The sequence below is a fragment of the Stenotrophomonas sp. IS26 genome (assembly GCF_054188265.1).
In genome coordinates this window covers 119347-145591 of the sequence record NZ_JBSZJV010000003.1, presented here as the reverse complement: position 1 = coordinate 145591, position 26245 = coordinate 119347, and the positions used below count along the sequence as shown (strand labels likewise).

Below are 26245 nucleotides of genomic sequence, written 5' to 3'. Positions count from 1 at the left end.
GGGCCTGCAGGCAACCCTCAGTACACGTCGCGCCGGTAGCGCCCGGCCACGATCAACGCTTCTTTTCCGTCGCGTCCCAGCGCCTGCTCGATCACCGCATCCACCGCCGGGGCCATCCCCTGCAGGCTGCCGCAGACCAGGATCGTGGCACCGTCGTGCACCCACTGCTGCAGCGTGTGGATCTGCGCCTGCAGCCGGTCCTGCACGTAATGGTGTTGGCCACCGTCTCGACTGAACACCGTATCCAGGCGCGCGATCCAGCCGTCGCGCTGCCAGGCGCGCAGGTCGTCGCCGAAGAAGAAATCGTGCGCGGCCGTGCGCTCGCCGAACAGCAGCCAGTTGCGGCGCGCCCCGGCGCTGATGCGCTCGCGCAGGTGGGCACGCAGGCCGCCGATGCCGGTGCCGTTGCCGATCAGGATCAGCGGCGTTGCCGGCGGCACACCGTGGAAATTGGGATTGCTGCGGAAGCGCAGATCGATGCGGCCCTCCAGCGCAGCGTGATCGCACAGCCAACCACTGCCCAGCCCCGGGGTGCCATCAGGACGCAGCTGCCGGCGCAGCAGCAACTGTACCTGGCCTTCGGCAGGCAGGCTGGCGATGGAGTACTCGCGGTGCGGCAGCGGACGTAACGCGGCGACCAGTGCGTCTGCGTCGGCAAACGTCGGGAGTTCCCCATCACCGGGCAGATGCGCCCGCGCGAGATGTGCGCGCAGCGGCCGTCCATCGATGAGCATATCGCCCTTCCACGGGGTATTTCGCAGCCACGCCTCGACGTCGGCCGGTGCATGCTGCGGCCCGATCTCGACCACGTCGCCGGCCTGCCACGCCGGGAGCACGCCATCGGAGGGCACCAGCGTGATGCGGTACGTCGGTGCGCCCGGGCTGCCCGGGTTTTCCAGATGCCGCGCCTGCAGTTGCCACGGCAGATACTCGGCCGGGGCCCAGTCCGGCAGTTCGGTGGCGTCACCGCCGAGCTGGCCGAGCAGCTGCTGCCAGTGGCGCAGTGCGCCGGGGTCGGCGTTGTCTGCCTCCACGGTATCGAACAGCGGATGCGCGCCGTGCTGGCGGAGCCAGGCATCCAGCTGGTGACCGAAGGCGCAGAAATGCCCGTAGCTGCGATCCCCCAGCGCCAGCACGCCGTACTGCAGTTGTGGCAGTTCCAGCGCCTGTGGCATCACCTTGCGCAGGAAGGGCAGGGCATGATCCGGCGCATCGCCTTCGCCGGTGGTGCTGACCATGAACAGCACCTGCCCGCTGCGCTGCAGAAGCTCGGCGGTCACCGCATGCAGCGCGCGGATGCGGACCGGCAAGCCGGCAGCGCGCAACGCCTCCGCACTGCGTTCGCACAGCTGCTGGGCGAAGCCGGTCTGGCTCGCCCAGACCAGCAGGATCGGTGCGGATCCGGGATCGGCGACGTGGTCTTCGCGCGCGCGCCCGCGCCACCAGATCAGCGTGCAGAACGCCGCATACAGCACCAGGCTGCCGGCGGCCCAGCGCCACTGCGAGGCCAAGGGGGCGCTTTGCCACCACGCCTCACCCAGATGCAGGCGCAGCAGCGCCCAGGCGATGACCGCCAGCAACAGCATGACCGCCAGGTTGCCCAGCCACGCACGGGAAGGACGCAGGCTCATGCCGCGCCCACGCGGTCATCGGCAAGCAACTGCTCGAATGCGGGACTCATCTGTTCCTCGATACCGTGCGCACCCCGGCTGACAACGCGGGCGGCCAGTGCATGGGTGCGCGCAAATGCGATGCCCTCGCCGGGGCCCATCACCGTCAATGCGGTGGCCCAGGCATCGGCCTGCATGGCGCTGGCGGCGACCACGGTGACCGCGGCCGCAGCGCGCGTGACCGGTGCACCGGTGCGCGGATCCAGCGTGTGGCTGAACTGCTCGCCGCCCTGTTCGAAGTGATGCCAGCGATCACCGGAGGTGGCCACCGCCCGATCCCTCAGCGCGAGCACGCGCGGCGGATGCTCTGCCTGTGCATCGTCTTCCGGGGCCGATTCCACCAGCACGCGCCACGGCTGACCGTCGGGCTTTTGGCCGAACCCGTGCAGCTCGCCGCCGACTTCCACCAGCGCTGCGCGCACGCCGTTCTGGCGCAGCCACGCGCTGACCTGGTCGACACCAAATCCCTTGGCGATCGCCGAGAGATCCAGCGCCAACCCGCCGGGTTGCAGCAGGCGGCCGGGCTGCCACTGCAGCCGTTCCCAGCCACACCGCGCACGGGTCGCGGCGAGGGCGGCCGCATCGGGAATGCGCCGGGCCTGCGCCTGCGCGCCGAATCCCCACAAGGCCACCAACGGGCCGATGGTCGGATCGAAGGCGCCGCCGCTGCGCTGTGCGATGTCCAGCGCGCACTGCATCACGGTGTCGAACAATGGCGGCAGCGCCTGCCACTCACCGGCGGAGGCGCGGTTGAACCGCGCGATATCGCTGTCGGCTTCCCACGTGCTCATCTGCGCCACGATGGCGTCCAGCTGCGTCTGGATGCCGGCGTGCAGCGGGTGCAGGTCGCGGCTGCGCGCCACGGCCAGCCTTACCTGCCAGGTGGTGCCCATGGTGTGGCCGCCGAGGCTGGCGATGTCGAGATCCGGGTTGTTCATGGGGGTGGGCACGTCGGGCCTAGTAAGCCCGATGGCCGGACTGCGTCGGGTGAAAAGCCCCCGTCGTGTCGACGGGGGCGCGATGAGGTGGACGGCGCGTGCAGCGGCCGCGCCGAAGGCCGTTACTCGGGCAGCACTTCCAGCGTGGCCACGTAGCTCAGGCGACGCTTCTTGGCCTCCTTGATCGAGGTCCTGCTGTCTTCGGTGCCGGTTTCCAGCCAGTACATGCCCGCTTCCGGCCAGGTGACGGCGAACTCGCCCTTGGCATCGGTGCTGACCTTGATCTCGTCCTGCGCGTTGCGGTACCGGGTGCCGCCGCGGGTGATCTCGAACGCCAGGCCGGCGGTCGGCTTGCCGTCGACCAGCACGCGGAAGCGCGCGGCTTCACCGGCGACCAGATCGTTCGGGTGGGCCAGCGCGATCATCTCGATGCCCTGGTTGGTCGGCTTGAGCGCGGTGTCGTTCGGCGTGCCGTTGGTGACGAAGGTTTCCACGCGACCGACCGACTGCGAGACCTGCAGGTTCCTGGCGTTCTTCGGCACTTCGGTGGCGAAGGTGGCGGGGGTGCCGCGCCAGCGCTTGGGCTTGCCGTCTTCTTCCCAGCTGGCCGACAGGCCGTTGTTGATCGTGGCCAGGCGGTAGGTGCCCTGCTGGGTCAGCTCGACATCGAACACGCTGCGGAACTTGCCGGTCGCCGCGTTCTGCGGCTGCACGGTGCTGCCGTCCGGCGCGGTGATGACCAGATTGTCCAGGCGCAGCGGCACGTGGTTGAAGTAGAACAGGTCGTTGGAGACCGCAGCATCGACGGTGATCCACGGGTTGGTACCCGCGATCACGGTCTGCGAGGGCTGCAGCCAGGCCTTGTGGGCCAGGGCGGAGAACGGAAGTGCGGCGGCCATGGCGGCGGCGAGGACGAGCGTGCGCTTCATCGAAAAACTCCAGGTGGATGGGGGGATCAGGGCTTGGCGGACAGGGTGACCAGACCGAGTTCGGTCGCGCCCTGGGCCTTGCCGGACTGGGCGGACGTGGCCGGCCAGGTGAAGGGGATCTTGAGCAGTTCGCGGCCGCCGACTTCGCGCACCGCTTCCACCACGAGGGTGTAGTTGCCCGGGGCGAGCGCCTTGAGCGCCGGCTGCTTGTCGCTGAAGGAGAGCGCGTGCTTGCCGACCGGGCGGGTCGGGCCGGTGACGCCGTCCACCGGCACCTCCAGCGTACGGCCGCTCTTGCGCCACCACTGGCGCAGGTCGGGCAGCCACTTGGTGCCATGGCCTTCGGCGTTGCCGGTCTGCTGGTACCAGACGGAGAGGTTGGCGGCGACCTTCTGGTCGGCCCCTTCCAGCCACACGGCCACATACGGGCGGTGGTACTCGGCCACGTTGAGCTTGGGCACCTCGACGTTGATGTCCAGGGTGGTGGCATAGGCCGGCGAGGTGGCCAGCAGGCCGCTCAGGGCGATGGTCAGGGTGACGCGCATGGTGCGGCTCCGGAAGGGACGGTCAGTGGATGAGGATCAGGGCGATCAGCAGCGGGATCAGCAGGCCCAGGCCGACCAGCGGCCAGGTCATGCGGCGCTGGCGGGCATGCAGGTGCAGCAGGAACAGGCCGGTGATGCAGAACACCAGGCAGGCCACGGCGAAGATATCCAGGAACCAGCCCCAGGCTGGCCCGGCGTTGCGCCCTTTGTGCAGATCGTTGAAATAGGACACCCAGCCGCGCGCGGTGGATTCGTACTCCACGTCGCCCGTTTCGCGGTCGATGCTCAGCCAGGCGTCGGCCCCCGGGCTGGGCATGGAGAGATAGATTTCGCCATCGGACCATTCGGCCGGGCGGCGACCGATCGAGATGCCCAGCTGCGCATCCAGCCAGCGGCTGGCCACGCGGGGCAGGGGGGCATTGCCGTCGGCGCGGTCGCCGAGCTTGCCGAGCAGCTCGGCAGGCAGCGCCAGCTGGCGGCTGACCACCTCCGGCTTGGCTTCGATCCTGGCCGCGTGGTTCAAGGTGATGCCGGTCGCGGCAAACAGCAGCATGCCGATCAGGCACACCGCCGAGCTGATCCAGTGCCACTGGTGCAGCGTGCGCAGCCAGAAGCCGCGGCGTTGTTGTTGCACGCTGGAAGAGGGAGCGCTGGTGGCCACGGTCGGGAGAGAGAGAGTACCGAGGGGCGAATTACACCATTGATGAGAATGATTCGCAATTTGTGCAAAAAGAAGGCAGCGTTCCGTTGCCGGCGCGCTGCCCGAGGTCAAGGCCAGCGGCGGCGTCACCAGGACGCCGCCGCGGTGTGCCTCAGAACTTGGCGTTCAATGAGATCCAGTAGCTGCGGCGCTGATCCTTGGTGGAATAGTCATCCACACAGCTGTAGTCGCTCTCGCTGATCAGCACGCAGGACTGCGAGACGAAGTTCTTGTCGAACAGGTTGTTGACCCGCGCGTTGACGGTCAGCCACTTGTTGATATCCCAGCTGCCGCCGAGGTGGAAGATGGTGTAGTCCTCGTAATAGCGGGTCTGCGAGCTGCTCACGCCGCCCACGTTGCTGACCAGCGTGTCGCGGTAGCGGTCGTAGCGGCCTTCGCCGATCAGCGACAGGCTCACCGCCTCGCTGATCTGCCAGTTCAGGCTGGCATTGGCCATGTGCCTGGCCGGGTTGCCGGTGATCGGCAGGCCCTTGCCGGTGCCACTGGTCTGCTCGCTCTTGGTCCAGGTGTAGTTGCCGCGCAGTTGCAGGTTGTCCAGCAGATCCACCTGGGCCGCCGCTTCCACGCCGCGGGTCTCGGCCTTGTCGATGTTCACGCTCTGGCCGAAGGTGCTGTAGCCCAGCTCGGCCCAGCCCGGGCCGATATCCACGCAGTAGCTGCCATCGTTCGGAGCGACTTCGCAGTTGGCGAAGGTGCCGCCGCTGGCGATCTTGTCGTCGAACTTGTTGAGGAAGCCGGTGAGGTTGAAGCCCCAGCGATCACCTTCGTAGTACGCGGCGATTTCGTAGTTGGTGCTGGTCTCCGGCTTGAGATTCGGCGAGCCGACCAGCGGGATCACGCCCTGGCCGCCGAAGCCGACGATGCCGGGGAACAGCTGGTCCGGACGCGGGGTCTTGTAGCCCGTGCTGACGCCGCCCTTGACGGTCCAGGCATCGTTGGCATTCCACACCAGGTAGGCGCGCGGGCTGACGTGACTGCCGAAGATGTTGTGGTCGTCATAGCGCACGCCGACCGTGGCGGTCAGGGTGTCGGTCAGCGACCAGTTGTCCTCGGCGAACAGCGCCCACATGCGGTGCTGCTGCTTCACGTTGTTCTTGTAGCCGGCGCCGTCCATGCCGAACACGCCGTCGATCATGTCGGTATCGTTGTACTGGCCGCCGACGGTCAGCTTGTGCGCGCCGAAGGTGAGATCGAGCATGGTGTCCAGCACGTTGCCCTTCAGTTCCATCGTGCGCAGCGGGCGCGGCAGGAAGGCCTGCAGGCGCGCCATCTCGGCCGGGTTCAGCGCAGCCAGACCGTTGCGTGCGCTGGCGGCGCAGTTGGCGGCGGCGCCGGTGCGGCGGCAGACGTCGTTCCACAGGCCCTGCAGATCGGCGCGCTCATCCAGCGTCAGCGGCAGCGAGCGGCCGAGGTTGTTGCTGGTGATGTGGGTCAGCGTGGTCTGCCAGGTGCCGAATTCATAGCGGCCCTGGTGGGTCAGTGCCAGCTGGTCGCGCTCATAGCGCTGGTAGGCGGTGTAACCCACGCGCGGCTGCACCACGCGGCGGGTAACGTTGCCGGTGCCGTTCGGGTTGGGGATAGTGGCATTGCCCACGCGCCACAGGCTGGCCAGGCTGTCCAGGGTGCCGGTCTGGCCTTCGCTGTTGTCGTACTTCTGGCGCGACACGTCGTAGTCCAGCCACAGCTCGTGGTCGTCATTGACGATGAAGTTCAGGCGCAGGCCGGTGTTCCAGTTGGTGTTGGCCACCGCCTTGCCGCCGGCACCGAAGCCGATGCTGCGCGACCATAGCGTGCCGTCCGGCAGCGGCAGATCGTCCCATTCAGGGTTGGAGGCTTTGGCGTCGTAGTAGCTGCCGCGCACCGACAGGCCCAGGCGGTCCTTGATCAGCGGGCCGCTCAGGTAGACATCGGTGCTGCGTGCATCACCGAACTGGTCGTCCTGCTGCACCGTGAAACCCTGGGTGACCGCGCCATGCCACTCGGTCTGGTTGCGGCGGGTGATGATGTTGATCACCCCGCCCATCGCATCGGAGCCGTACAGCGTGGACATCGGGCCGCGCACCACCTCGATGCGTTCGATCGCATCCAGTGGCGGCATGTAGGAGAACTGGCCACCGCCGAAGTTGTTCGGGTACAGGTTGCCGGCGTTGCTCTGGCGGCGACCGTCGATCAGCACCAAGGTGTAGTCCGACGGCATGCCGCGCATGGAAATGGTGGCGCGGCCGTTCTTGTCGGTCGGCTCCATGCCCACGTCGATGCCTTCCACGTCGCGCAGCGCATCCACCAGGCTGGTGTACGGGCGCTTGCTCAGCTCTTCGCGGCTGATCACGCTGATGCTGGCCGGGGCATCGGCGATCTTCTGCTCGAAGCCGGCGGCCGTGACGACCACCTTGTCCAGCGTGGTCGGGCCGGCCGCGTCGCCGTGGGCGAAGGCCGGGGCGCTCAGCGCACCGAGCAGGGCGATGGACAGGGTGCAGCGGGACAGGGACGTGCGACGACGATGGCGCTGGGCCATGGGGGTAACCTCGAAAAGGAGAACGCGGACGCGACATGGCAGGCCGCAGGGCGGCAGCACGCGCAGGAATCAGGAAGGCCCGGAACGGGCAGAACGTGCGTGACCAGGCGGGGCGCAATGGCGCCGCCGGCCGTGTGGATCAGCCCTGCGGTGGGGCTTGGCCGCGCTGGACGCGCAGGCCGGGTGCGGCAGGCAGCGGCGTGGCCGGTGCCGAATCAATGGCGGGCACGACCCGCGGCGGCTGTGCCACCAGGGTGGCCATCAGCGCATCCAGCGATTCCACGACCGGTGGCAGCGACGGCTGCGGCGGTGGCGTGGAAGCAGGGCGTGCGCTGGCGACCCGGCGCGGCTTGGCCGGGGCTTCTTCCTGCGGGGTGGTCTCGCCACCGCCGGCCGGGCGCTCGTCCATCGGCATCTGCAGGACCATCACGGTGCTGCCGGGGGCAACGCGCTCCAGTACCGGCAGGCCGGCCAGCAGCAGCGACAACAGGCCCAACCACGCCAGCACGGTCGACAACGCCTGCTGCCGCCCGCGCATGGCGGGAGCAAAGCTGCGATGGCGGTGTGGATGGCGCAAGACGAGCCCCTGTCGAAGCGGCCAGTCGATCAGCCGACCGGCAACGCGGCGGGATTGTAGGTGAGATTCGTTAGCGGACGCAAATGAGAATGATTAATGATTCTGCGCCTGCAGGTACGTCAGCCTTTGCAATCAGGCAACCAGCGCCCGGATCGAGGGATGGGGCGAGGCCGCCAAGGTGGGGCGCAGGTGAGCCAGAAACGACGGACTGCCGTGGGCAAGTGCGCGTCGCAGCCACTGCGCCGCAGCGTCGATATCCCCGGCGGCGAGCAGCAACGAGGCATGGCTGGCCTGGCCGCGGAAGTCGCCGGCCTCGGCCGCGCGCCGATACCAGGCCGGTGCCGCAGCCGGATCGGCCGCCACGCCGATCCCGTCCTCCAGGCAGCGACCGACCAGATTCATCGATTTGGCATGGCCGAGCCGCGCGGCGCGCAGGTACAGCGCGAACGCGGCGCGTTCATCGCGTGGTACCCCACGGCCGGTGCCCAGCAGGTTGGCCAGGTTGTACAGGCCCCAGTCCAGCCCGGCATCGGCCGCCTTGCGATACCAGACCGCGGCCAGGGCCAGGTTGACCGGCGTCCCGGTGCCGAGCTCGTGGCAACGGCCAAGCATGTTCATGGCGATGGCCAGGCCACCATTGGCGGCGCGCTCGAACCAGAGCACGGCGGCGGCGGCATCGGGCGCGATCCCGCGTCCTTCCATCCGCGCCTGGCCGAGCAGGCACTGCGCCTGCGGATCGCCGCGCTGTGCGGTAGCTTCCAGGGTGGCGAGTGCGGCGGCCGGATCGTGCCGCAGCTGCTCGGCCAGTGCCGCCACGTCGAGCGCAGCCAAGGGGGCCTCAGACATCGGCCCACTGCCGCAGCAGGTTGTGATACACGCCGGTCAGGTTCACCAGCGCGGGGTGTTCGGGGTGGTCATGGGTGAGACGGCGGATCGAGACATCCAGATCCCACATCAGGCGCCGCTGGCCGTCATCGCGCAGCATGCTCTGGATCCAGAAGAACGAGGCCAGCCGCGTGCCGGCGGTGACCGGGGTGACCTGGTGCAGGCTGGTGCCCGGGTACAGCACCATGTGGCCGGCTGGCAGTTTGACCCGCTGGTTGCCGTAGGTGTCTTCGATCACCAGTTCGCCGCCCTCGTACTCGTCCGGATCGCTCAGGAACAACGTGGCCGAGAGATCGGTGCGCACCGGCTGCGGTTGGCCCGGGGCGGTGTAGTCGTAGCGCACTGCATTGTCGACATGGAACCCGAAGGTCTGCCCCGGCTGATAGCAGTTGAACAGCGGCGGGAAGATGCGACGCGGCAGCGCGGCCGAGAAGAAGGTGCTGTTGCGGCCCAGCGCATCGAGGATGGCCGAGCCGACCGCACGTGCGGCCGGATCCGATTCGGGCAACTGCAGGTTGTGCTTGGCCTGCGCGGACTGGTAGCCCGCGGTCAGGCGGCCGTCGGTCCAGCCGGCCGTGGCCAGCTGCTGGCGGGCCTGGGTGACCTGCTCGGCGGTGAGGACGTCGGGGATGTGCAGCAGCATGGAGGGCTCCAGCCCCTCCCGCACGAGCGCGCGGGAAGGGGTGTATCGGTTAGAACGTGAAGTTGAAGGCCAGCGTGGCCGAACGACCCGGCGCGATGGCGGCGTAGTGCGAAGCGTACGCCTTGGTGAAGTAGGTTTTGTTGGTCAGGTTCTGCACGTTCAACTGCAGGCTGTAGCGCTCGCTGAAGGCGTAGCCGACCATCGCATCCCAACGGGTGTAGGAGGGCACCCACTTGGTGTTGTTGACGTTGCCGTAGACCTTGTCCACGTAGTTGGCACCCGCGCCCAGGCTCAGGCCCGGCACGAACGACGGCGCCCACGTGGTCCACAGGCTGGCGCTGTGCTTGGCGGTGTTGGGGAACGCGTTGCCGTTGAACGGCGAGGGCACGTAGACGCCGTTGACCAGCGCGAAGCCGTTGTCCTCGACCACCGCATCCAGGTAGGTGTAACCCCCGAAGACCTGCCAACCCTCCACGATCGTGCCGCTGAAGCCCAGCTCGGCGCCCTTGACCTTCTTGGTGCCTGCGTTCTGCGTGGTGCCTGCATCGCTGGTCACGCGCGCGTTGCTCATTTCGGTCTGGAAGATCGCACCGGTCAGCGACAGGCGGGCATCGAACAGATCCCACTTGGTGCCCAGCTCGATGTTGCGGCTGCGCTGCGGCTTGAGATCCTGGATGGTGGCACTGATGCCGTCGGCGCCGTCGCCGCCGTCCACGCCGACCGGGGTGGAGGAGGTGCCCCAGGAGACGTAGATGCTGCCGTTTTCCACCGGCTTGAACACCAGGCCGGCCTGGCCGTTCCAGAACGAGGTGTCGTTGCGCAGGTGCTGCAGGTTGGCCGCCGCAGTGGGGTTGAACTGGTGGGTGTTGTAGTCGTCCAAGCGCGCGCCCAGGTTCAGCATCCATTGCTCGCTGAAGCTGATCGTGTCGAACACATACGCCGATTTGGTGCGGGTGGTCTGGCGCACATCGCGGGCCGGATCGCTGCGGGTGACGGTATGGGTGGCCGACCACGGATCGTTCGGATTCGGATTGGTCAGATCGGTGCAGTTGTAGCCGGTGGCGGCGCCGGTGGTCGGGCAGCTCTGGTTGCCGGTCAGCGGATTGTTGGTGCCTGCGGTGGTCTGGCCATTGGGGCGGCGCACATCGGCGATCGCGTAGGTGCCGCGCACGGTCTTTTCGCTGCTGTACTCGACGCCGGCGTTGAAGCTGTGGCGCAGCGGGCCGGTTTCCAGCTCACCGGTCACGCTGGTCTGGTTGACGAAGCTGTCGGTCTGCGTGGCGCGTGCATTGGTACGGCGCCAGACGGTGCCGAACAGGTTCGGGTTGCCCTTGCTGTCGTCCGGCTGGGTCCACAGGTAATCGTTGCGGGTATCGCCGTAGCGGATGATGTTGCGCAGCACGATGCCGCCAAAATCATGCGACAGATTCAAGGTGGTGATGTCCGCCTTGGTTTTCTGGAAGTCGCGGTCGACCAGGCCATAGAACGCATCGCGGTTGGTCACGATCGGGCTGCCGTCACCGTTGAGGGCCACGTTGGGGCCGCTGGTGAACGGGTTGTTGTACGGGAAGCCGCCGGCATCGGGCAGGTCGTCGGTTTCCATGTGGTAGTGGCTGATCACCGCCTGGGTCGGGCCGTTCAGGCCGAATGCCAGCGACGGCGCGATGCCCCAACGGCTGCTGTTCACTTCATCGCGGCCGGCCACGTCGGCATCGTGCTTCATGATGTTCAAACGGGCGGCGATGCCGTCGCCGATCACCTGGTTCGCATCCAGCGTGCCGCGGCGGTAGCTGTCGGTGCCGGCGGCCAGGCTGCCGGACACGAAGTCCTCCAGCTTGGGCGTCTTGCTGACCAGGCTGATGGTGCCGCCGGCCGAACCGCGGCCGGAGTAGGCCGAGCTCGGGCCCTTGACCACATCGATCTGCTCGATGGCGAACACTTCACGGGTCTGGCTGCCGGCATCGCGGATGCCATCCACATAGATGTCCGAGGCCGAATCGAAGCCGCGGATGAAGGGCCGGTCGCCGGTCGGGTTGCCGCCTTCGCCGGCACCGAAGGTGATGCCCGGCACGGTGCGCAGCGCATCGAGCAGGGTGGTGGCCGCGGTCTGCTCGATCACCTGCTGGGAGATCACGCTGACCGACTTGGGCGTATCCAGCAGCGGTGCGGTGAACTTGGAAGACTGCGCGCGGACGCGCTCGCCGTGGACATCCACGCCGTCCAGTTCGGTGGCGCGCTGCGGATCGGCGGCAGCGTCGGTCTCTGCATGGGCGATGGCGGGGGCGGCGATGGCCAGCAGCAGGGCGGACGACAACGGAGTCGGGCGGACGGTCATGGTGATTCCTGGGAAGACGGACGAAGGCCGGACGGCACGCGGCGGTCACGGCGGAGCGGAGGCAGGTGGGGAAAACGGACAGGCGGCCGACGGCGGCGCGGTGACGCAGGCGTGGCGGGCATCGACGCGCAGCAGCGTCGACGCCGGGATCAGGCGTAGGGAGGCGCGTGGCCGGGGTTGAGCCGCAGCGAGGGTTCCAGCCGCTGCCAACGCAGCGCGTCGGCGCGCCACAGCGGCACCCGCGCGACCCACGGCCCGCGGCTCAGGCGAGGCAGCACCGCCGGGTGGCCGGCCTCGGGGTCTGGGCCGGTCTCGGCTGTCAGGCTGGGCTCGGCGAACGGCAGCTCCGGCGCAGGCGCGGTGGGCGCGGTGACCCGAAGCGTGCTGCCGGCGTCCACTATCGCCGGGGTCTGGCCCTTCGCCGGGGAGCGCCCGGCGTTACCGGAACTGCCGGCGCTCAGCCAGCCGCAGGCCAGCAGCACCACGCAGAACGTGGCCCACAGGGCGGCGATACCAAGGACGGAGCGGTTGGCGGACACGGCTTACCGGGCAGGAGCGGCCGGGTGGCCGCAATGCCTATGGTAATAGGAACAATTCGCGTTTTCAAAACGCCGGCGTTCAGCCCGGGTCAGTCGCGGTCGTCGCGGGCCCAGACGGCGTCGTGTTCCCGCTTGACCGGGAACTTCGCGACCGGCGAGTAGGCCGGGGCGCACAGCGCGGCCCCGTCGCGGATGTCGAAGCGGGCCCCGTGCAGGACGCACTCGATGCTGGCCTCGGTGGTATCGAAGGTGCCCGAGGACAGCTCGAACTCGTCGTGGGTGCACTGGTCTTCCAGCGCGTACAGCTCGCCGTCCAGGTTGAACACCACGATCGGCGTGCCGGTCACCTCATCGAAAGTGCTCTTCATCTCGCCGGGCAGCAGCTCGGCGCTGGCGCAGACGAAGGTCCAGGTGTCGCTCACGCCGGCACCGCCAGCGGCTTTTCCAGGATCTCGAAGCGCAGATCGTCGCGTTTGGGGATGCCGAAGCGTTCATCGCCGTACGGGAAGGGCTTTTTGATGCCGGTGCGCTGGTAGCCGCGGCGCTCGTAGAAGGCGATCAGCTCGTCGCGGATGTCGATCACCGTCATCTGCATGACCGGCACGCCCCACTCGCGCGCGGCGTGGGCTTCGGCGGCCAGCATCACCTGCTTGCCGATGCCGCCGCCCTGCTGGGTCGGGTCCACCGAGAACATGCCGAAGTAGCCTTTGCCCTGGTCATCGGCGATATGGGCGCAGGCCAGCAGCTGACCCTCGCGCTCGGCCAGCAGGATGGTACTGCGCGGGCGCTCGATGTCGGCCTGAAGACCCTGCGGGTCGATGCGGGCGCCATCGAGGATGTCGGCCTCGGTGGTCCAGCCGGCGCGGCTGGCATCGCCCCGATAGGCGGAGGTGACCAGGGTGACGAGGGCGGGGATGTCGGCCAACGTGGCGGCGCGGTAGGTGAGTGTGCTCATGCGGCCATTTTAGGCTGGCCGGGGCCGGGACGGAAACGACCGCAGCCGGGAACGAAAAACGCCGTGGCAGGCCACGGCGTTCCGGTGAGGCACAGACGGGGGCGGACTCAGCCCAGCAGCTTGCGCACCTTGTTCAGCGCCACGATGAAGCGCTCGATTTCGTCATGCGTGTTGTAGAACGCCAGCGAGGCGCGGCAGGTCGCGGCGACGCCGTAGTACTGCAGCAGCGGGTGCGCGCAATGCTGGCCCGAGCGGACGGCGACGCCTTCCAGGTCGAGCAGGGTGGCCAGATCGTGCGAATGCGCGCCGTCCACCAGGAAGGAGACCACCGCCGCCTTGTCCGGCGTGGTGCCGAAGATGCGCAGGCCGTCGATCTTGTTCAGCTCTTCGGTGAAGTGCGCCAACAGCTCGCCTTCGCGGGCTTCCACGTGCTCCAGGCCCAATGACTCGAGGTAATCCACCGCCACGCCCAGGCCGATGAAGCCGGCGATGTTCGGGGTGCCGGCCTCGAACTTGTGCGGGGCATCGTTGAACACGGTGCCCTCGAAGCTGACTTCCTTGATCATCTCGCCTCCGCCGAGGAACGGCGGCATGGCATCGAGATGCTCGCGCCTGGCCCACAGCGCGCCGGTGCCGGTCGGGCCGCACATCTTGTGGCCGGTGATGGCATAGAAGTCGCAGCCGATCGCGGGGATGTCGACCTTGCGGTGCGGCACCGCCTGCGAGCCGTCCACCACGGTGATGATGCCGCGCTTGCGGGCTTCGCGGCAGATCTCGCGGACCGGGTTGACCGTGCCCAGCACGTTGGAGACGTGGGCAACCGCGAGCAGCTTGACCTCGGGGGTCATGGCCGCGCGCAGCGCATCCAGATCCAATGCGCCCTCCGGGGTGATCTCGGCCACGCGGATCGTCGCGCCGGTGCGCTGGGCGACCAGCTGCCACGGCACGATGTTGGCGTGGTGTTCCATGCGCGAGACCAGGATGACATCGCCGGCCTTCAGCCGCGGCAGTGCCCACGAATAGGCGACCAGGTTGATCGCGAAGGTGGTGCCGCTGCACAGCACCAGCTCGCTGGCGCGCACGTTGAGGAAGCGCGCCAGTTTGTTGCGTGCGCCTTCGTAGGCATCGGTCGCTTCGGTGCCGAGCGCATGCACCGCACGGCTGACGTTGGCGTTGTAGCGGCGGTAGAACTCGTCCACCGCGCCGATCACCTGCACCGGCTTCTGCCCGGTGTTGGCGTTGTCGAAATACACCAGCGGCTTGCCGTGCACTTCGCGCATCAACAGCGGGAAGTCCAGGCGCACGCGGTCCCAATCGGGTGCGGCGCCGGTATCGGCGACCGGGCGCGGCGTGGACAGGTTCATGCCACGCCCGCCAAGGCCAGCGCACGGTCGAGCTGGGCGGTGAGCTGCTCGGTCAGGCGCGCGTCGAGGGCGTTCAGTGGTTCATGGCAGAACGCCGCGCTCAGCAGCTGCTGCGCGCGATCGGCCGGCAGGCCACGCGAGCGCAGGTAGAACAGCGCGTTGGCATCGAGCTGACCGACCGTGGCACCGTGGGCGGCCTTCACTTCGTCGGCATCGATCACCAGCGTGGGCTGGGTATCGATCTCGGCATCGGCGGAGAGCAGCAGGTTCTTGTTGGACAGGTTGGCGTCAGTGCCATCGGCGCCTTCGCGGATGTGGATGCCACCGTGGAAGACCACGCGGCTGCGGTTGGCCGCCACGCCTCGCCAGACCATTTCCGAGGCGGTATCACGCGCGATGTGCTCGATGCCCAGGCGGGTATCGATATGGCGGCGGCCGTTGCCAAGCAGCACGCCGTTGGCGGTCAGCAGGGCGTTGTCGCCTTCCAGGCGGACGTTGAGCTCATGGCGGCTCAGCGCGGCGCCCAGCTCCAGATCGATGCGGCGGTACTGCGCGTTACGGGCCAGCACGGCGTCGGTGCGCAGCAGCGAGGTGGCGCGGGTGGCATCGGCCTGCACGCGGGCGTGCGAGAGCACCGCATCCTGCGCCAGATGGACGTGCACCAGGGTGTTGTCCAGGTGCGCGGCATCACCGACATGCAGGTGGTGCTCGACCACGCCCAGCGCAGCGCCAGCACGAAGCTGGATCAGGTGGCGGTGGTGCCAGGACAGGTCGGTATCGCCGGCCACGCTGATGAACACCAGCTGCAGCGGCGCCTCGACCTGCACGCCTGCTTCCACGCGCAGCAGCACGCCCTCATCGGCGAGCGCGGCGTTGAGGCGGGCGAACACTTCCTCGCTGCGCTCGAAGCGGCGGCCGAGGAAACGAGCGGCTTCATCGCCCGCGGCCAGTGCCGAGGACAGGGTGGCCAGCTGCACACCGGCCGGCACTGCAGCGACATCGCTCAGCGCGCCGGACGGGCGACCATTGACGAACACCAGCCGCGGCGACGGGATGTCGGCCAGCAGGGCGGCATCGACCATGGCCGGGGCGAGCGGGGCGGGCTGGAAGCTGCGACGCTCCAGCTGGCGCAGGGAGGTGTATTTCCAGGCTTCGGTGCGCGGGCCGGGCAGGCCGGCCTGCAGGGCGGCATCCAGCTCGGCGCGACGTGCATCGCTGCCGCAGAAGCCGCTGGCGAGGGAATCGAGCAGGGCGCTCATCAGACCGCTGCCTCCGGCACCACGCGGTCCTTCAGGAAGTGGTAGCCATGGGCTTCCAGTTCCAGGGCCAGTTCCGGGCCGCCGCTCTGCACGATCTTGCCATCGGCCAGCACATGCACCACGTCCGGCTTGATGTAATCGAGCAGGCGCTGGTAATGGGTGATCACGATGAAGGAACGGTCCGGCGAACGCAGCGCGTTCACGCCGTCGGCCACGCTTTTGAGCGCGTCGATATCCAGGCCGGAGTCGGTTTCATCCAGGATCGCCAGCTTCGGCTCGAGCACGGCCAGCTGGAAGATCTCGTTGCGCTTCTTCTCGCCACCGGAGAAGCCTTCGTTGACGCCGCGGTGCAGCAGCTCGTCCTTCAGGTGCAGCACGGCCAGCTTCTGGCGGACCAGCTTGAGGAACTGCATCGAGTCCAGTTCTTCCTCGCCGCGCGCCTTGCGCTGGGCGTTGAGCGCGGCGCGCAGGAAGTAGGTGTTGTTCACGCCCGGGATTTCCACCGGGTACTGGAAGGCCAGGAACAGGCCGGCGGCGGCGCGTTCTTCCGGCGCCAGCTCGAGCAGATCACGGCCTTCGAACTGCACACTGCCTTCGCTCACCTCATAGCCGTCGCGGCCGGCCAGGACGTTGCCCAAGGTGGACTTGCCGGCGCCGTTGGGGCCCATGATGGCGTGCACCTGGCCGGGCTTCACGTCCAGCGAGAGGCCCTTGAGGATGTCTTTGTCGCCGATGCGTGCGTGGAGGTTGTCGATCTTCAACATGTCGATAATCGTCTTGTCAGATAGGGGAACTGGAGGCAGCGCGACTCAGAGGTCGTATTCGCTGCGCTCGAGGAATTCGTTGCGCAGGTAAGTGACCCGCGCGGTGGTCAAGGCCGCCTTGGCGCCGGAATACAGCATCGGGTACATCGAGCCGTACAGCAGGCGAGGGTTCTCGTCATCGCCCACCGGGTAGCGCGCGTCCAGATCGGCGTCGCGCAGCTGGACCCACAGGCGCTGCGCGGCTTTCATCTTTGCCAGTGCGACCGGCTCGCCGGCCAGCTTGGCCACGATCTGGCGGTACACCGCGTTCAGTTCGGCATCGGCCTGCTTGAACTCGCCGTCAGCGCAGGCATTGAGCTCGAGCTGGTTGCCACCCGGATCGCATTTCACGTCCTGCGCGGCCGCCGGCGCCACCGCGCCCAGCAGCAGACCCAGGCTGATCAGGATGCGGATCATCCGACCGAGCCTTCCAGGCTGACGTCCAGCAGCTTCTTGGCTTCCACGGCGAACTCCATCGGCAGCTCGCGGAAGACCTGCTTGCAGAAGCCGTCGACGATCATCGACACCGCATTTTCCTGATCGATGCCGCGGGCGCGGCAATAGAACAGCTGGTCGTCGGAGATCTTGGAGGTGGTCGCTTCGTGCTCGACCGTCGCGCTGGGGTTCTTCACCTCGATGTAGGGGAAGGTATGCGCGCCGGACTTCTTGCCGATCAGCAGGGAATCGCACTGGGTGTAATTGCGCGCGCCCTCGGCGCCGCGATCGATCTTCACCAGGCCACGGTAGGTGTTCTGGCCATGGCCGGCGCTGATGCCCTTGCTGACGATCTTGCTCTTGGTGCGCTTGCCGATGTGGATCATCTTGGTGCCGGTGTCGGCCTGCTGACGATGGTGGGTCAGCGCAACCGAGTGGAACTCGCCGACCGAATCATCGCCAAGCAGCACGCAGGACGGGTATTTCCAGGTGATCGCCGAGCCGGTCTCGACCTGGGTCCAGGTGACCTTGCTGCGCGCACCACGGCATTCGGCACGCTTGGTGACGAAGTTGTAGATGCCGCCCACGCCGTTCTCATCGCCCGGGTACCAGTTCTGCACCGTGGAGTACTTGATCTCGGCATCGTCCAGCGCGACCAGCTCGACCACCGCGGCATGCAGCTGGTTCTCATCACGCATCGGCGCGGTGCAGCCTTCCAGGTAGGACACGTACGCCTTGTCCTCGCAGATGATCAGCGTGCGCTCGAACTGGCCGGTGTGGCCGGCGTTGATGCGGAAGTAGGTGCTCAGTTCCATCGGGCAACGCACGCCCTTGGGGATGAACACGAAGCTGCCGTCGGAGAACACCGCCGAGTTGAGCGCGGCGAAGTAGTTGTCGCCGACCGGCACCACGGTGCCCAGGTACTGCTTGACCAGTTCCGGGTGTTCCTTGATCGCTTCGGACATGGAGCAGAAGATCACGCCCTTCTCGGCCAGTTCCTTGCGGAAGGTGGTGCCGACCGAGACCGAATCGAACACCGCATCCACGGCGACGCCGGCCAGCCTGGCGCGCTCATGCAGCGGCACGCCGAGCTTGTCGTAGGTGTCCAGCAGTTCCTTGGGCACATCGTCCAGCGAGGCGTACTTCGGGCCCTTTGGCGCGGAGTAGTAGCTCAACGCCTGCAGGTCGATCTGCGCGATCTGCAGCTTGGCCCAGTCCGGCATCGGCATGGTCAGGAAGTGGCGGTAGGCGTCCAGGCGCCACTGCGTCATCCACTCCGGCTCGTCCTTCTTGGCGGACAGGGCACGGATGGTGTCCTCGTCCAGGCCGGGCGGCAACGAGTCCGATTCGATGTCCGTGATGAAGCCTGCCGAGTACTTGCGGCCGAGCTGCTCATGGATCTCGCGGTTGGGGGTATCGCCGGTGGCGACGGTATCGAGGGTATCGGTGGCCATGGGGGCTGCCTGATCAGGAGACGACATCCGCCGCGATCGCGCGGCGGTGGGCGTCAACAAGGGGAAGAGGGGGCAGGATCTGCGCCAGGGTGACCGCGCGCAGCGCTTCGGACACCACGTCGTTGATCATCCGCCAGCTGCTGCGCGCGCCACACTGCAGCTCGCGGCCGCACTGGCTGTGGTCATGGGCGCACTCGGTCAGGCCCAGCGGCCCTTCCATGGCTTCCACGATCTCGAACAGCGTGATCTGGTCTGCCGCGCGGGTCAGCCGGTAGCCGCCGCGGACGCCGCGCAGGCCTTCGACCAGCCCGGCCTGGGCCAGCGGCTTGAGCAGCTTGCTGACGGTGGGCGGTTCCAGACGGGCGAACTCGGCCAGTTCAGTGGCACTGAGCACCTCGCCCGGGCGGGCAGCGAGCACGGTCAGCACGACGGTGGCGTAATCGGTGAGCTTGGTGACGCGGAGCATGTGGGGTGCAGAACCATAAAGCGGACTGAAATTGTACGCTTTTCTCCGGCGGCATCCAACCCGCCCGTTCAGGCGCCCGCAGGGCGGCCTTGGGCGTGTATTGGACCGCATCGCTTTGGCAATCACAAAGATTAAGCGAGAATCGGGGCTTCCCACCGCAACGGTCAGCCAGATGCCCAAGAAGATCCAGGCCCGCAAGTCCACCATCCATGGCAATGGCGTGTTCGCGCTGGCGCCGATCAAGAAGGGCGAGCGGGTCATCCAGTACAAGGGTCTGCTGCGCAGCCACGCCGACGTGGACGCCGACGACACCGGGGATGTGGAGAGCGGTCATACCTTCCTGTTCACCCTCAACGACGACTACGTCATCGATGCTAACTACAAGGGCAACGACGCGCGCTGGCTCAACCACAGCTGCGATCCGAACTGCGAAGCAGTGATCGAGGAAGCCGAGGGTGACAACCGCCGCGAGGACAAGGTATTCATCGAGGCGATCAAGGACATCAAGCCGGGCGATGAATTGACCTACAACTACGGCATCACCCTGGCCGAGCGTCACACCGCGCGCCTGAAGAAGATCTGGGAGTGCCGCTGCGGTTCGAAGCAGTGCACCGGCACGATGCTGCAGCCCAAGCGCTGATCCCTCCGGTCGCCACCGGCCATGGGCCGGTGGCTGTCCCGACACGATGTGCACATCGTGGTCACCGCCGCCCAATGCGCCCGCGGCCACACTGAGCGCTCCTACTTACTGGAGCCGCTCCATGGCACACGCACTCAACGGCAAGCACATCGCAATCCTCGCCACCGATGGCTTCGAACAGTCCGAGCTGCAGGAACCCAAGCGCCTGCTGGAATCCTGGGGCGCCTCGGTCAAGGTGATCGCCCCCGGTGACGCCCGCACGATCCGCGGCTGGAAAGACAAGGACTGGGGCGAGGACGTCACGGTCGATGCACCGCTGAAAGGCGCGAAGGCCGGCGATTACGACGCACTGGTACTGCCCGGCGGCGTGATCAATCCCGACAAACTGCGCATCGACACCGACGCGGTCGCGCTGATCAAGGCCTTCGGCGCGGCGGGCAAGCCGGTCGCCGCGATCTGCCACGGGCCGTGGCTGCTGGTCGAGTCCGGCTTGGCCAAGGGCCGCAAGGTCACCTCGTGGCCGTCGCTGAAAACCGATCTGGGCAATGCGGGTGCCGAGTGGACCGATGCCGAAGTGGTGGTGGATGGTGGCCTGATCACCAGCCGCAAGCCGGGGGATATTCCCGCCTTCGCCGATGCGGTGGCCAAGGCATTGGCCGGTTGATCGTGTGGGCACCGACCCAGGGTCGGTGCCCACAATCGCGTTACTTGCTCAGCAACCCGGCCGGCACCAGCGCGCCGAGATCCTGGTTGAAGGTGACCACCAGCTTGCCGTTCTCCACTTGGGCCGACTGCACCTGCAGCGTGCCGAGCACCGCGGCCACGCTCGGGTCGATCTTGTAGATCGGTTCGCGCTGGGCGTAATCGGTGAGCCAGGCATTGAGCAGGCCGCGCGTACGTGAATCCAGCTTGCCGCCGTTGTTGGCCGGGGTGAAATCATCGACCGTCGGCTCCTGCAGGTGGAAGCCCTGTGTCTGCGCGTCGTAGCGCAGGCCGCTGCTCAGCTTCACTTTGCCCAGCGGCGCCGGGTTGCCGCCGGCGGTCGCCATGGCGACATCGAAGCCCAGGTCCAGCCGGCTGCCCTGCGGAAGGGTCAGCTGCGGATGGCTCATCGTCATTGCGATCAGGCCCCCCAGCGCGTTCTGCGTGCGCGGGAAGCTGCCGTCGAGGTACTGCTGCACATCGGTAGCGCCGACGGACAGCTGGCGGCCGGATACGCTGGGCGCGGCCTGCGCGCCGATGGCGGCGGCCAGCAGCACGGTGCAGGCGGCGAGGCGGGACAACAGCGGGCGAACGTTCATGGCGGCAGGCCGTGGGGAATGAGATGCCAACAATAGCGCGCGCGGCTGAATCCAGCTTTGACGTGCGCGGTCAGGATGCGATGGCGCGCCCTGCGATGCAGTCAGTTCAGCACCGGCTGGATCGAGGCGCCGTGGATTTCCCACCCGCTCCCATCCGCGCGGGGTTGCAGCCGATACCAGCCCTCGAAACGAAGTGTGCGTGTGTCGGTGCTGACCCGGATCTGGACCGGCACTTCGCGCAGCCGGGAGGGCTGGGCGGTGTCGCGTGCGATGGGCGCGCCGGTCTTGATGCGCAGCCCGCGGAAGTCGGGCAGTGCGCGAAGGGCGGCATCGTCCGGGTGGCCGCCCGGGCCGCCGCCGGTCCACTGCGCGTCGGCGGTGGCGACGTCGCCCTGCGCCAATGCACTCAGATAGCGATGCACCAGCGAAGGCTCATCCAGTGCGTCCGCGGCCACTGCGCTGAGCGCGGTCGGTGCCGCGGCGGTGGGTGGGGGCGTCGGTGCACTGTGCCGAGGCGGCACGTCATCGGCGTCCGCTGCGCCTTCGGGCGCCGCAGGTGACTCGGTCATGGGCGGCTGCTGCTGGCAGGAGCAGCCCTGCAGGAACAGCAGCGGAAGCAACAGGACGGCGCGGCGCATGCAGGACTCTCCCCGGAGAGCGCCGAGTGTAGCGCCACGCCCGGCGCTTGGCTCAGGGCGCGCCCTGGATCGACTCCAACGCGGCGAGCACCTCGTCCAGCTGCGGTTGCAGCACGGTGAGCGGATGGCCGGGTTCCTCGGCGTGGCGCTGGGCGAGGTCGCGCAGCAGCTGGGTGGCCACGATGGCCGCGGCACGTTCGTCACCGCTGAGCCCGGTGTTGCGCCGCGCGATTTCCAGCAGGCGCATCCAATCCTGCTGCGCACGGTGCTCCAGCTCGATGGTGCAGCGCCCGCTGCACTGAAGGCCGTCCTTTTCGATCGGGGTGACGGTGATGCGGTAACGCTGGGAAGAAGAGCTGGCCATGGCTGCCTGCGCGGTGGGGGACAAGGCCACCATAGGGCGCGAGGCGTACCGCGACGACAGGCGCGGTCGCACGCAGTGTTCCACCCTGTGCGTTCCGGTCGGTTCTGCTATGCCCTGGATCACGGCAGGGCAGGCATCTGCGCAGGAAGCAGGCGGCGCGAACGTCTTTGGAAACGCTGTGTTTCGCTAGGCACGCCGAGCCCGCAGCGACCGGCACGCCTTCGGCAACTGTCCCCAGGCCGCCGCCTGGAGATGACCAAAAAAAACGGGACGGCTTATGCCGTCCCGTTTAGGTGCTGCAGGAAGCGCGCAGATTAGAGCGCGGCGTCCTTGAGCTTCTTGAGCGGACGCACCTTCAGCTTGGTCGACGCCGGCTTGGCGGCAAACCACTGCTCTTCCTTGGTGAACGGGTTGATGCCCTTGCGCTTCGGCTTGGCCGGCACGCTGACGGTGGAGATCTTCAGCAGGCCCGGCAGGGTGAAGCTGCCCGCGCCCTTCTTGTGCACCGAAGCGGCGACGGCGCCTTCCAGCGAGGCGAGCACGGCGCGCACGTCCTTGGCGACAACGCCGGACGCTTCAACGATGTGTGCAACCAGACCAGACTTGCTCAGCACTTCCTTGATCGGCTTGGGAGCGGCCGGCTTCGCGGCTGCCTTCGTAGCGACTTTCTTTACTGCCTTCTTCGGGGCAGCCTTCTTAGCGGTCTTTGCCATGGTTTCCTGTTCCGTGAACGGTTGGTTGTTTGGTCGCGCCGAACCCCGTCGGCAAGCGAAATGTAGGGCAACTATGGGGCGCCGCCAATAGGCAGACGCATAAAAATTCGTGATTTCCACGCCCTTCGTTACCGCAGTGCATCAGGTCATAGCCAAAAAACAGGGTCCGCCCTCGCGGCGGGTGCCATCGGTCATGGACCGTCGCACCCCGACTGTCGCACGAAAACCACTTGAAAACAGCATCGATCTTGAGGGCCGATTCAGCTGGGAGCGCCACCTGCCATGCCGCTGACGGCAGCCAGACATGGCACTAACGCGGCACGGTCTAGGCTGGTCTGGTCATTCACGCCGCAGGAGATCTCACGATGGGTATTTCACGCCACGCCACCGCGCATTGGGAAGGTGACCTCAAGAGAGGCAAGGGACAATTGAGCACGCCCCAGAGCGGCTTGATGGACAAAACACGCTATGCCTTCAGCAGCCGCTTCGGCGATGAGAAGGGCACCAACCCGGAAGAGCTGATCGCCGCTGCACATGCCGGCTGCTTCACGATGGCGCTGTCGGCCAAGCTCACCGAGGCCGGTTTCGTGCCCACCTCGCTGGATACCGAAGCCAAGGTGGACCTTTCGATGGAAGGTGGCCCGCAGCTGTCGCAGATCACGTTGAAGGTGAAGGCCGTGGTGCCGAACATCGAGGCCACCCAGTTCCGTGCCATCGCCGATGACGCCAAGCAGAACTGCCCGGTCTCCAAGGCGCTCAGTGCAGTGCCGATCAGCCTGGAGGCCGAGCTGGCCGGCTGATCCGCGCCAGCGATTGGTGCACAGCAGATTGTGATGGGAAAGCGGCGGCCGCATAGTCGCCGCTTTCCTGTTGTGGGGTATCTGCATGCGTCCGACCGCTCTTGCCACCCTGATGGCCTGCCTGCTGGCCGGCACCGCGCAGGCCGATGTGCGCCTGCTGACCGCCGCGACCATCCATACCGGGGATCCCGACGCGCCCGTCGCCACTGCGCTGGCGTGGGATACCGACACCGGGCGCGTGCTCGCCGTTGGTGATCGGCAGGCACTGTTGACGCTGTATCCACTGGCAGCGCTGACCGACGTCGGCGAGGCCACCGTGATCCCGGGGCTCATCGATGCGCATGCACACCTGATGTTCCTGGGCGGCACGCTGATGCAGGCCGATCTCACCGGTGCGACCAGTACCCAGGACATCGTGGCGCGCCTGCAGCGCTTTGCGGCCGACAACCCCGAGGGCTGGCTGCTGGGCAGCGGCTGGGACCAGAACCGGTGGCCGGACAAGCAGTTCCCGAGCGCGGCCGATCTCGACACGGCGTTCCCGGACCGACCGGTCTGGTTGGGTCGCATCGATGGTCACGCGGGCTGGGGCAACAGCGCGGCATTGCGCGCGGTCGCACGGCAGCCCGGCCAACGCGCGCTGAAGGGCAGCTGGCAGCCGGCCGGTGGTCGCATCGTGCGCGATGCGAAGGGGCAGCCGAGCGGGGTGTTCGTCGATGAAGCGATGACCCTGGTGCAGGCGGCGATCCCGGCGCCCAGCGACGCAGCCCGCGAGCAGATGCTGACCCGCGCACTGGATAAAGCGGTCAGCCACGGCCTGACCGGTGTGCACGACATGGGCGTATCGCGCGCCGATCTGGCTCTGATGCGCCGCTTCGCCGATGCCGGCACGCTGCCGCTGCGTATCGATGCGTATGCCGATGGTAATGGCGATGCGCTGGCTGATCTGTGTGCACAGGGCGCGTACCAGCATCCCGGTGGCCGCCTTGAAATGCGCGGGGTCAAGCTGTTCATGGATGGCGCGCTGGGCAGCCGCGGCGCCGCGCTGCTGGCTGACTACAGCGACGACCCGCACAACCGCGGCTTGCTGGTGACCTCGCCGGCCGAGTTTGAAACGGCGGTGCGCAAAGCCGATACCTGTCATGTCCAGGTCGCCACCCATGCGATCGGCGATCGAGGCAACCGGATCGCGCTGGACACCTACGCCAGGGTGCTGGGCGAGCGTCGCAGCAGCGATCATCGCTGGCGGATCGAGCATGCGCAGGTGGTGGCGCTGGAGGACATTCCGCGCTTTGCCCAGCTCGGCGTGATCGCCTCGATGCAACCTGCCCACGCCACCTCGGACATGGGCTGGGCGCAGGATCGGGTCGGTCCCGAGCGCATCCTCGGGGCCTATGCGTGGCGGCGGATGCTGAGCTCCGGTGCCCGGCTCGCGCTTGGTTCGGACTTCCCGGTGGAACAGGTGGATCCGCGCCTGGGCCTGTATGCCGCGGTCACCCGCCAGGACCGTGCGGGCCAACCGCCGGGCGGCTGGCAGCCCGATCAGCGCCTGACCGCGGCCGAAGCGCTGCGGGGGTTCACCGCCGATGCCGCGTGGGCAGGCCATGACGAGGCCCAGGTCGGCCGGTTGCAGCCCGGCCTGCACGCGGATTTCGTCGTGCTTGATCGCGATCCGCTCAGCATCGCCCCGGCCGCCCTGGCCGACCTGCAGGTGCGTTCGACCTGGGTCGATGGCGCACCGGTGTACGACACGGCGCGTTGACGCGCCGCCGCCGGGATCACCAGTCCAGCGTGCCGCGGATGACGGTCTGCACCTGGCCGCCGGACCAGACATCGCCATGGTCATCGATGCGCAGGGTCAGGCGCGCATCGTGGCCCACTTCACGGCCCTGGCTGACGACGTAGCCGTGCGCGGTGCCGGGCAGCGCATCGCGGCTGTCCAGCCACGCGGCCAGTACCGCATTGGCCGCACCGGAGGCGGCATCTTCAAAGCGACGGCCATTGCCGACGAACGCACGCACCGCCAGATCCCACGCCTGGCCCTGGCTGCGTGCATAGGCGAATACCCCCATGCTGTCGGTGGCCTCGGCCAAGGTGGCCACGGCATCCCAATCGGGGGTGAGCGCGCGCAGGGCGGCCTCGTCAGCGAGTTCCACCACCCACCAGCTGCGGCCACCGGCCATGCGCGCCGGCGGCAGATTGCCCAGCGGCCAGCCCGCCAGCGCGGCCTGCAGGCGCGGGTCGGCGGCAGTGGTCACTTCGGCCACTGCGGCGCGCGGGGTACGGATCGCGATGGTGCGGGCGTCACCGCTGCCATCCACCCGCAGCGGCAGGGCACCGGCGATGCCGTCCTGGACCAGCACGCCCTCGACCGGTGCGGCCACGCCCAGCTCCAGCACGGCATGCGCGGTGCCCACGCTGGGGTGGCCGGCGAACGGAACTTCCTTCTGCGGGCTGAACATCCGGATGCCGTAGCTCGCGCTCGGGGCGGCGGGTGGGAACACGAAGGTGGTCTCCGGCAGGCGGGTCCAGCGGGCGATGGCCTGCATCGCCGTCTCGTCCAGGCCCTGTGCATCGAGCACGACGGCCAGCGGGTTGCCGGCGCCGGGGTAGGGCGAGAACACATCCAGCTGCAGGAAACGACGGGAGGTCATGGCGGGGCGCTCAACGAAAAACGGGCGGGCAGCTTACCAACCGGGGCCGCATTGCGGGCCCGGCCCCTGCAACGGGCAGGCTTGGCATAGAATCGGGGGTTCGGC

At 67.8% G+C, this 26245-nt stretch carries 28 protein-coding genes; 4 read left to right on the top strand and 24 right to left on the bottom strand.

Annotated elements, in window-relative coordinates:
- Positions 1–17 precede the first annotated feature (17 nt).
- The 19 genes from ACW6W5_RS04245 to ACW6W5_RS04155 form a co-directional block, all read right to left on the bottom strand.
- Positions 18–1631: a sulfite reductase subunit alpha gene (locus tag ACW6W5_RS04245; protein WP_152153524.1), complete on the bottom strand. Its 1614-nt coding sequence runs from the start codon at positions 1629–1631 to the stop codon at positions 18–20.
- Complete coding sequence (locus ACW6W5_RS04240; protein ID WP_152153522.1) at positions 1628–2608, bottom strand: FAD:protein FMN transferase; 981 nt, start codon at positions 2606–2608, stop codon at positions 1628–1630. The genes ACW6W5_RS04245 and ACW6W5_RS04240 overlap by 4 nt, the downstream gene beginning before the upstream one ends.
- A 122-nt stretch (positions 2609–2730) precedes the next feature.
- Positions 2731–3537 carry a DUF4198 domain-containing protein gene (locus ACW6W5_RS04235; protein WP_121043190.1) on the bottom strand — a complete coding sequence of 269 codons (807 nt, stop codon included), beginning with the start codon at positions 3535–3537 and terminating at the stop codon, positions 2731–2733.
- Positions 3538–3563: 26 nt separating this feature from the next.
- A complete protein-coding gene (locus ACW6W5_RS04230) occupies positions 3564–4082 on the bottom strand; it encodes a DUF2271 domain-containing protein (RefSeq protein ID WP_121043192.1) in 519 nt (172 codons plus the stop codon).
- A gap of 22 nt (positions 4083–4104) precedes the next feature.
- The gene (locus tag ACW6W5_RS04225; RefSeq protein ID WP_152153521.1) at positions 4105–4743 is read right to left on the bottom strand and encodes a PepSY-associated TM helix domain-containing protein; all 639 of its coding nucleotides are present in this window, start codon (positions 4741–4743) and stop codon (positions 4105–4107) included.
- Positions 4744–4894: 151 nt separating this feature from the next.
- On the bottom strand, positions 4895–7318 hold the full coding sequence (locus tag ACW6W5_RS04220) for a TonB-dependent receptor domain-containing protein (RefSeq protein WP_121043194.1): 2424 nt from the start codon (positions 7316–7318) through the stop codon (positions 4895–4897).
- Between the two features lie 139 nt (positions 7319–7457).
- A complete protein-coding gene (locus ACW6W5_RS04215; protein WP_147433921.1) occupies positions 7458–7895 on the bottom strand; it encodes a hypothetical protein in 438 nt (145 codons plus the stop codon).
- A gap of 132 nt (positions 7896–8027) precedes the next feature.
- Positions 8028–8741: a tetratricopeptide repeat protein gene (locus tag ACW6W5_RS04210; RefSeq protein WP_152153518.1), complete on the bottom strand. Its 714-nt coding sequence runs from the start codon at positions 8739–8741 to the stop codon at positions 8028–8030.
- Positions 8734–9423: a Fe2+-dependent dioxygenase gene (locus ACW6W5_RS04205; RefSeq protein WP_019185662.1), complete on the bottom strand. Its 690-nt coding sequence runs from the start codon at positions 9421–9423 to the stop codon at positions 8734–8736. The genes ACW6W5_RS04210 and ACW6W5_RS04205 overlap by 8 nt, the downstream gene beginning before the upstream one ends.
- A 49-nt stretch (positions 9424–9472) precedes the next feature.
- Positions 9473–11758, bottom strand: a complete 2286-nt coding sequence (locus ACW6W5_RS04200) for a TonB-dependent receptor (RefSeq protein ID WP_152153517.1) — start codon at positions 11756–11758, stop codon at positions 9473–9475.
- A 149-nt stretch (positions 11759–11907) separates the two neighbouring features.
- Positions 11908–12297: a hypothetical protein gene (locus tag ACW6W5_RS04195; RefSeq protein ID WP_121043204.1), complete on the bottom strand. Its 390-nt coding sequence runs from the start codon at positions 12295–12297 to the stop codon at positions 11908–11910.
- Positions 12298–12386: 89 nt separating this feature from the next.
- Entirely contained in the window at positions 12387–12719 is a 333-nt protein-coding gene (locus ACW6W5_RS04190; RefSeq protein WP_121043206.1) for a non-heme iron oxygenase ferredoxin subunit, read from the bottom strand.
- Positions 12716–13252: a GNAT family N-acetyltransferase gene (locus ACW6W5_RS04185; protein ID WP_152153515.1), complete on the bottom strand. Its 537-nt coding sequence runs from the start codon at positions 13250–13252 to the stop codon at positions 12716–12718. The genes ACW6W5_RS04190 and ACW6W5_RS04185 overlap by 4 nt, the downstream gene beginning before the upstream one ends.
- Before the next feature lie 107 nt (positions 13253–13359).
- Positions 13360–14616, bottom strand: a complete 1257-nt coding sequence (locus ACW6W5_RS04180) for a cysteine desulfurase (RefSeq protein ID WP_121043210.1) — start codon at positions 14614–14616, stop codon at positions 13360–13362.
- Positions 14613–15875 carry a Fe-S cluster assembly protein SufD gene (gene sufD, locus ACW6W5_RS04175; RefSeq protein WP_152153513.1) on the bottom strand — a complete coding sequence of 421 codons (1263 nt, stop codon included), beginning with the start codon at positions 15873–15875 and terminating at the stop codon, positions 14613–14615. The genes ACW6W5_RS04180 and sufD overlap by 4 nt, the downstream gene beginning before the upstream one ends.
- On the bottom strand, positions 15875–16639 hold the full coding sequence (sufC, locus tag ACW6W5_RS04170; RefSeq protein ID WP_121043214.1) for a Fe-S cluster assembly ATPase SufC: 765 nt from the start codon (positions 16637–16639) through the stop codon (positions 15875–15877). The genes sufD and sufC overlap by 1 nt, the downstream gene beginning before the upstream one ends.
- 45 nt (positions 16640–16684) lie before the next feature.
- Complete coding sequence (locus ACW6W5_RS04165; protein WP_226956678.1) at positions 16685–17095, bottom strand: lysozyme inhibitor LprI family protein; 411 nt, start codon at positions 17093–17095, stop codon at positions 16685–16687.
- Positions 17092–18567: a Fe-S cluster assembly protein SufB gene (sufB, locus tag ACW6W5_RS04160; protein ID WP_121043216.1), complete on the bottom strand. Its 1476-nt coding sequence runs from the start codon at positions 18565–18567 to the stop codon at positions 17092–17094. Before sufB ends, ACW6W5_RS04165 begins: the two co-directional genes overlap by 4 nt.
- A gap of 13 nt (positions 18568–18580) precedes the next feature.
- Positions 18581–19033, bottom strand: a complete 453-nt coding sequence (locus ACW6W5_RS04155; RefSeq protein ID WP_026070170.1) for an SUF system Fe-S cluster assembly regulator — start codon at positions 19031–19033, stop codon at positions 18581–18583.
- A 172-nt stretch (positions 19034–19205) separates the two neighbouring features.
- On the opposite strand from ACW6W5_RS04155, the gene ACW6W5_RS04150 reads away from it, so the two are divergent.
- Both ACW6W5_RS04150 and ACW6W5_RS04145 read left to right on the top strand, forming a co-directional pair.
- Positions 19206–19673 (top strand): SET domain-containing protein, encoded by a 468-nt coding sequence (locus ACW6W5_RS04150; RefSeq protein ID WP_121043218.1) that lies wholly within the window; start codon positions 19206–19208, stop codon positions 19671–19673.
- 121 nt (positions 19674–19794) lie between these two features.
- Complete coding sequence (locus ACW6W5_RS04145) at positions 19795–20337, top strand: type 1 glutamine amidotransferase domain-containing protein (RefSeq protein ID WP_121043220.1); 543 nt, start codon at positions 19795–19797, stop codon at positions 20335–20337.
- A gap of 40 nt (positions 20338–20377) precedes the next feature.
- Here the strand turns inward: ACW6W5_RS04145 and ACW6W5_RS04140 are convergent, their stop codons facing one another.
- The 4 genes from ACW6W5_RS04140 to ACW6W5_RS04125 all read right to left on the bottom strand — a co-directional run bounded on the left by ACW6W5_RS04140 (position 20378) and on the right by ACW6W5_RS04125 (position 22689).
- The gene (locus ACW6W5_RS04140; protein ID WP_088432783.1) at positions 20378–20974 is read right to left on the bottom strand and encodes a DUF1439 domain-containing protein; all 597 of its coding nucleotides are present in this window, start codon (positions 20972–20974) and stop codon (positions 20378–20380) included.
- 101 nt (positions 20975–21075) lie between these two features.
- Complete coding sequence (locus ACW6W5_RS04135) at positions 21076–21612, bottom strand: hypothetical protein (RefSeq protein WP_152153511.1); 537 nt, start codon at positions 21610–21612, stop codon at positions 21076–21078.
- 52 nt (positions 21613–21664) lie between these two features.
- On the bottom strand, positions 21665–21976 hold the full coding sequence (locus ACW6W5_RS04130; RefSeq protein ID WP_226956677.1) for a DUF3861 family protein: 312 nt from the start codon (positions 21974–21976) through the stop codon (positions 21665–21667).
- A gap of 314 nt (positions 21977–22290) precedes the next feature.
- Positions 22291–22689, bottom strand: coding sequence for an HU family DNA-binding protein (locus ACW6W5_RS04125; RefSeq protein WP_019185677.1), 399 nt, complete (start codon positions 22687–22689; stop codon positions 22291–22293).
- A 365-nt stretch (positions 22690–23054) separates the two neighbouring features.
- Here ACW6W5_RS04125 and ACW6W5_RS04120 point away from each other — a divergent pair, with 365 nt between their 5' ends.
- Together ACW6W5_RS04120 and ACW6W5_RS04115 are read left to right on the top strand one after the other, a co-directional pair.
- The gene (locus tag ACW6W5_RS04120) at positions 23055–23489 is read left to right on the top strand and encodes an OsmC family protein (RefSeq protein ID WP_152153509.1); all 435 of its coding nucleotides are present in this window, start codon (positions 23055–23057) and stop codon (positions 23487–23489) included.
- Positions 23490–23574: 85 nt separating this feature from the next.
- Positions 23575–25248: an amidohydrolase gene (locus tag ACW6W5_RS04115; protein WP_226956676.1), complete on the top strand. Its 1674-nt coding sequence runs from the start codon at positions 23575–23577 to the stop codon at positions 25246–25248.
- Between the two features lie 16 nt (positions 25249–25264).
- Here ACW6W5_RS04115 and ACW6W5_RS04110 read toward each other — a convergent pair whose 3' ends face one another.
- Positions 25265–26140: a PhzF family phenazine biosynthesis protein gene (locus tag ACW6W5_RS04110; protein ID WP_152153507.1), complete on the bottom strand. Its 876-nt coding sequence runs from the start codon at positions 26138–26140 to the stop codon at positions 25265–25267.
- Positions 26141–26245 lie beyond the last annotated feature (105 nt).

What these genes read in the sequence shown, in the direction of transcription:
- ACW6W5_RS04205 (WP_019185662.1), bottom strand. Translation starts at nt 9,423, where the DNA reads ATGCTGCTGCACATCCCCGACGTCCTCACCGCCGAGCAGGTCACCCAG.
- ACW6W5_RS04155 (WP_026070170.1), bottom strand. Translation starts at nt 19,033, where the DNA reads ATGCTCCGCGTCACCAAGCTCACCGATTACGCCACCGTCGTGCTGACC.
- ACW6W5_RS04230 (WP_121043192.1), bottom strand. Translation starts at nt 4,082, where the DNA reads ATGCGCGTCACCCTGACCATCGCCCTGAGCGGCCTGCTGGCCACCTCG.
- sufD (WP_152153513.1), bottom strand. Translation starts at nt 15,875, where the DNA reads ATGAGCGCCCTGCTCGATTCCCTCGCCAGCGGCTTCTGCGGCAGCGAT.
- ACW6W5_RS04185 (WP_152153515.1), bottom strand. Translation starts at nt 13,252, where the DNA reads ATGAGCACACTCACCTACCGCGCCGCCACGTTGGCCGACATCCCCGCC.
- ACW6W5_RS04210 (WP_152153518.1), bottom strand. Translation starts at nt 8,741, where the DNA reads ATGTCTGAGGCCCCCTTGGCTGCGCTCGACGTGGCGGCACTGGCCGAG.
- ACW6W5_RS04240 (WP_152153522.1), bottom strand. Translation starts at nt 2,608, where the DNA reads ATGAACAACCCGGATCTCGACATCGCCAGCCTCGGCGGCCACACCATG.
- ACW6W5_RS04145 (WP_121043220.1), top strand. Translation starts at nt 19,795, where the DNA reads ATGGCACACGCACTCAACGGCAAGCACATCGCAATCCTCGCCACCGAT.
- ACW6W5_RS04120 (WP_152153509.1), top strand. Translation starts at nt 23,055, where the DNA reads ATGGGTATTTCACGCCACGCCACCGCGCATTGGGAAGGTGACCTCAAG.
- ACW6W5_RS04140 (WP_088432783.1), bottom strand. Translation starts at nt 20,974, where the DNA reads ATGAACGTTCGCCCGCTGTTGTCCCGCCTCGCCGCCTGCACCGTGCTG.
- ACW6W5_RS04135 (WP_152153511.1), bottom strand. Translation starts at nt 21,612, where the DNA reads ATGCGCCGCGCCGTCCTGTTGCTTCCGCTGCTGTTCCTGCAGGGCTGC.
- ACW6W5_RS04110 (WP_152153507.1), bottom strand. Translation starts at nt 26,140, where the DNA reads ATGACCTCCCGTCGTTTCCTGCAGCTGGATGTGTTCTCGCCCTACCCC.
- ACW6W5_RS04115 (WP_226956676.1), top strand. Translation starts at nt 23,575, where the DNA reads ATGCGTCCGACCGCTCTTGCCACCCTGATGGCCTGCCTGCTGGCCGGC.
- sufB (WP_121043216.1), bottom strand. Translation starts at nt 18,567, where the DNA reads ATGGCCACCGATACCCTCGATACCGTCGCCACCGGCGATACCCCCAAC.
- ACW6W5_RS04220 (WP_121043194.1), bottom strand. Translation starts at nt 7,318, where the DNA reads ATGGCCCAGCGCCATCGTCGTCGCACGTCCCTGTCCCGCTGCACCCTG.
- ACW6W5_RS04180 (WP_121043210.1), bottom strand. Translation starts at nt 14,616, where the DNA reads ATGAACCTGTCCACGCCGCGCCCGGTCGCCGATACCGGCGCCGCACCC.
- ACW6W5_RS04245 (WP_152153524.1), bottom strand. Translation starts at nt 1,631, where the DNA reads ATGAGCCTGCGTCCTTCCCGTGCGTGGCTGGGCAACCTGGCGGTCATG.
- ACW6W5_RS04130 (WP_226956677.1), bottom strand. Translation starts at nt 21,976, where the DNA reads ATGGCCAGCTCTTCTTCCCAGCGTTACCGCATCACCGTCACCCCGATC.
- ACW6W5_RS04150 (WP_121043218.1), top strand. Translation starts at nt 19,206, where the DNA reads ATGCCCAAGAAGATCCAGGCCCGCAAGTCCACCATCCATGGCAATGGC.
- ACW6W5_RS04165 (WP_226956678.1), bottom strand. Translation starts at nt 17,095, where the DNA reads ATGATCCGCATCCTGATCAGCCTGGGTCTGCTGCTGGGCGCGGTGGCG.
- ACW6W5_RS04125 (WP_019185677.1), bottom strand. Translation starts at nt 22,689, where the DNA reads ATGGCAAAGACCGCTAAGAAGGCTGCCCCGAAGAAGGCAGTAAAGAAA.
- ACW6W5_RS04200 (WP_152153517.1), bottom strand. Translation starts at nt 11,758, where the DNA reads ATGACCGTCCGCCCGACTCCGTTGTCGTCCGCCCTGCTGCTGGCCATC.
- sufC (WP_121043214.1), bottom strand. Translation starts at nt 16,639, where the DNA reads ATGTTGAAGATCGACAACCTCCACGCACGCATCGGCGACAAAGACATC.
- ACW6W5_RS04235 (WP_121043190.1), bottom strand. Translation starts at nt 3,537, where the DNA reads ATGAAGCGCACGCTCGTCCTCGCCGCCGCCATGGCCGCCGCACTTCCG.